Genomic DNA, 604 nt, shown 5'->3' with positions numbered 1-604 from the left:
TACCTCTTTGCCCTGTTTTATCAATAACTCTATCTCACCTGAGATGTAATGCGGGGGCATTGCACCTAAACTTCCTGACACCCCTTTCAGGCTGTGCGCCGCGCGCTGTGCGTTGTCTATATCTTCGTTTAGAAGTTTATGTAATTTAGAACCATCTTCAGCATGATCTTGAATAAAGACCTCGAGCAACATTCGGACAGCGCCTTCATCGCCAGAAAGCGAATCCAGCATTCTGTTTATATCGATAAACGGTTCTTGCGGAGCCAGCAATTCTTGTCGCGAATCAGGGGTTAGCTCTTGCGTTTTATTCGCTTGAGCATCACTTGCCAACTCACGCGCTTTGTTCTCGTGTTTTAAAGAACTGGATGCGTTTTCAGTTTGAGAAACGGCAGGCTCTGATGAACTTGAATTCGCCACCGCATTTTTAGAGAAGACAGCCCATGAGACCAACGCCAACAGACAACCGCTCACGACAATGAGCCAAAAGATAAAAGAAACCAGTTTTTGTTCGAGCGTAGCCTTCATCGACACCAACTGATTAGGAAAATCTGGCTTTAATAACTGATTCGCCAAATAACTGCCCTGCGCATTCGCCGCAAGAACA

Annotated in this window: 1 protein-coding gene; it reads right to left on the bottom strand. The window is 45.9% G+C overall.

Annotated features, from left to right (window positions below):
• Positions 1 to 604, bottom strand: a 604-nt coding sequence (locus R7Q46_RS28345) for an Hpt domain-containing protein (protein WP_318078464.1), incomplete at both ends; no start/stop codon positions are given.

This window comes from Vibrio sp. 811 (assembly GCF_033339195.1).
Note: the sequence above shows the minus strand (reverse complement) of the source record. Positions and strands in the feature narration are given on the sequence as shown.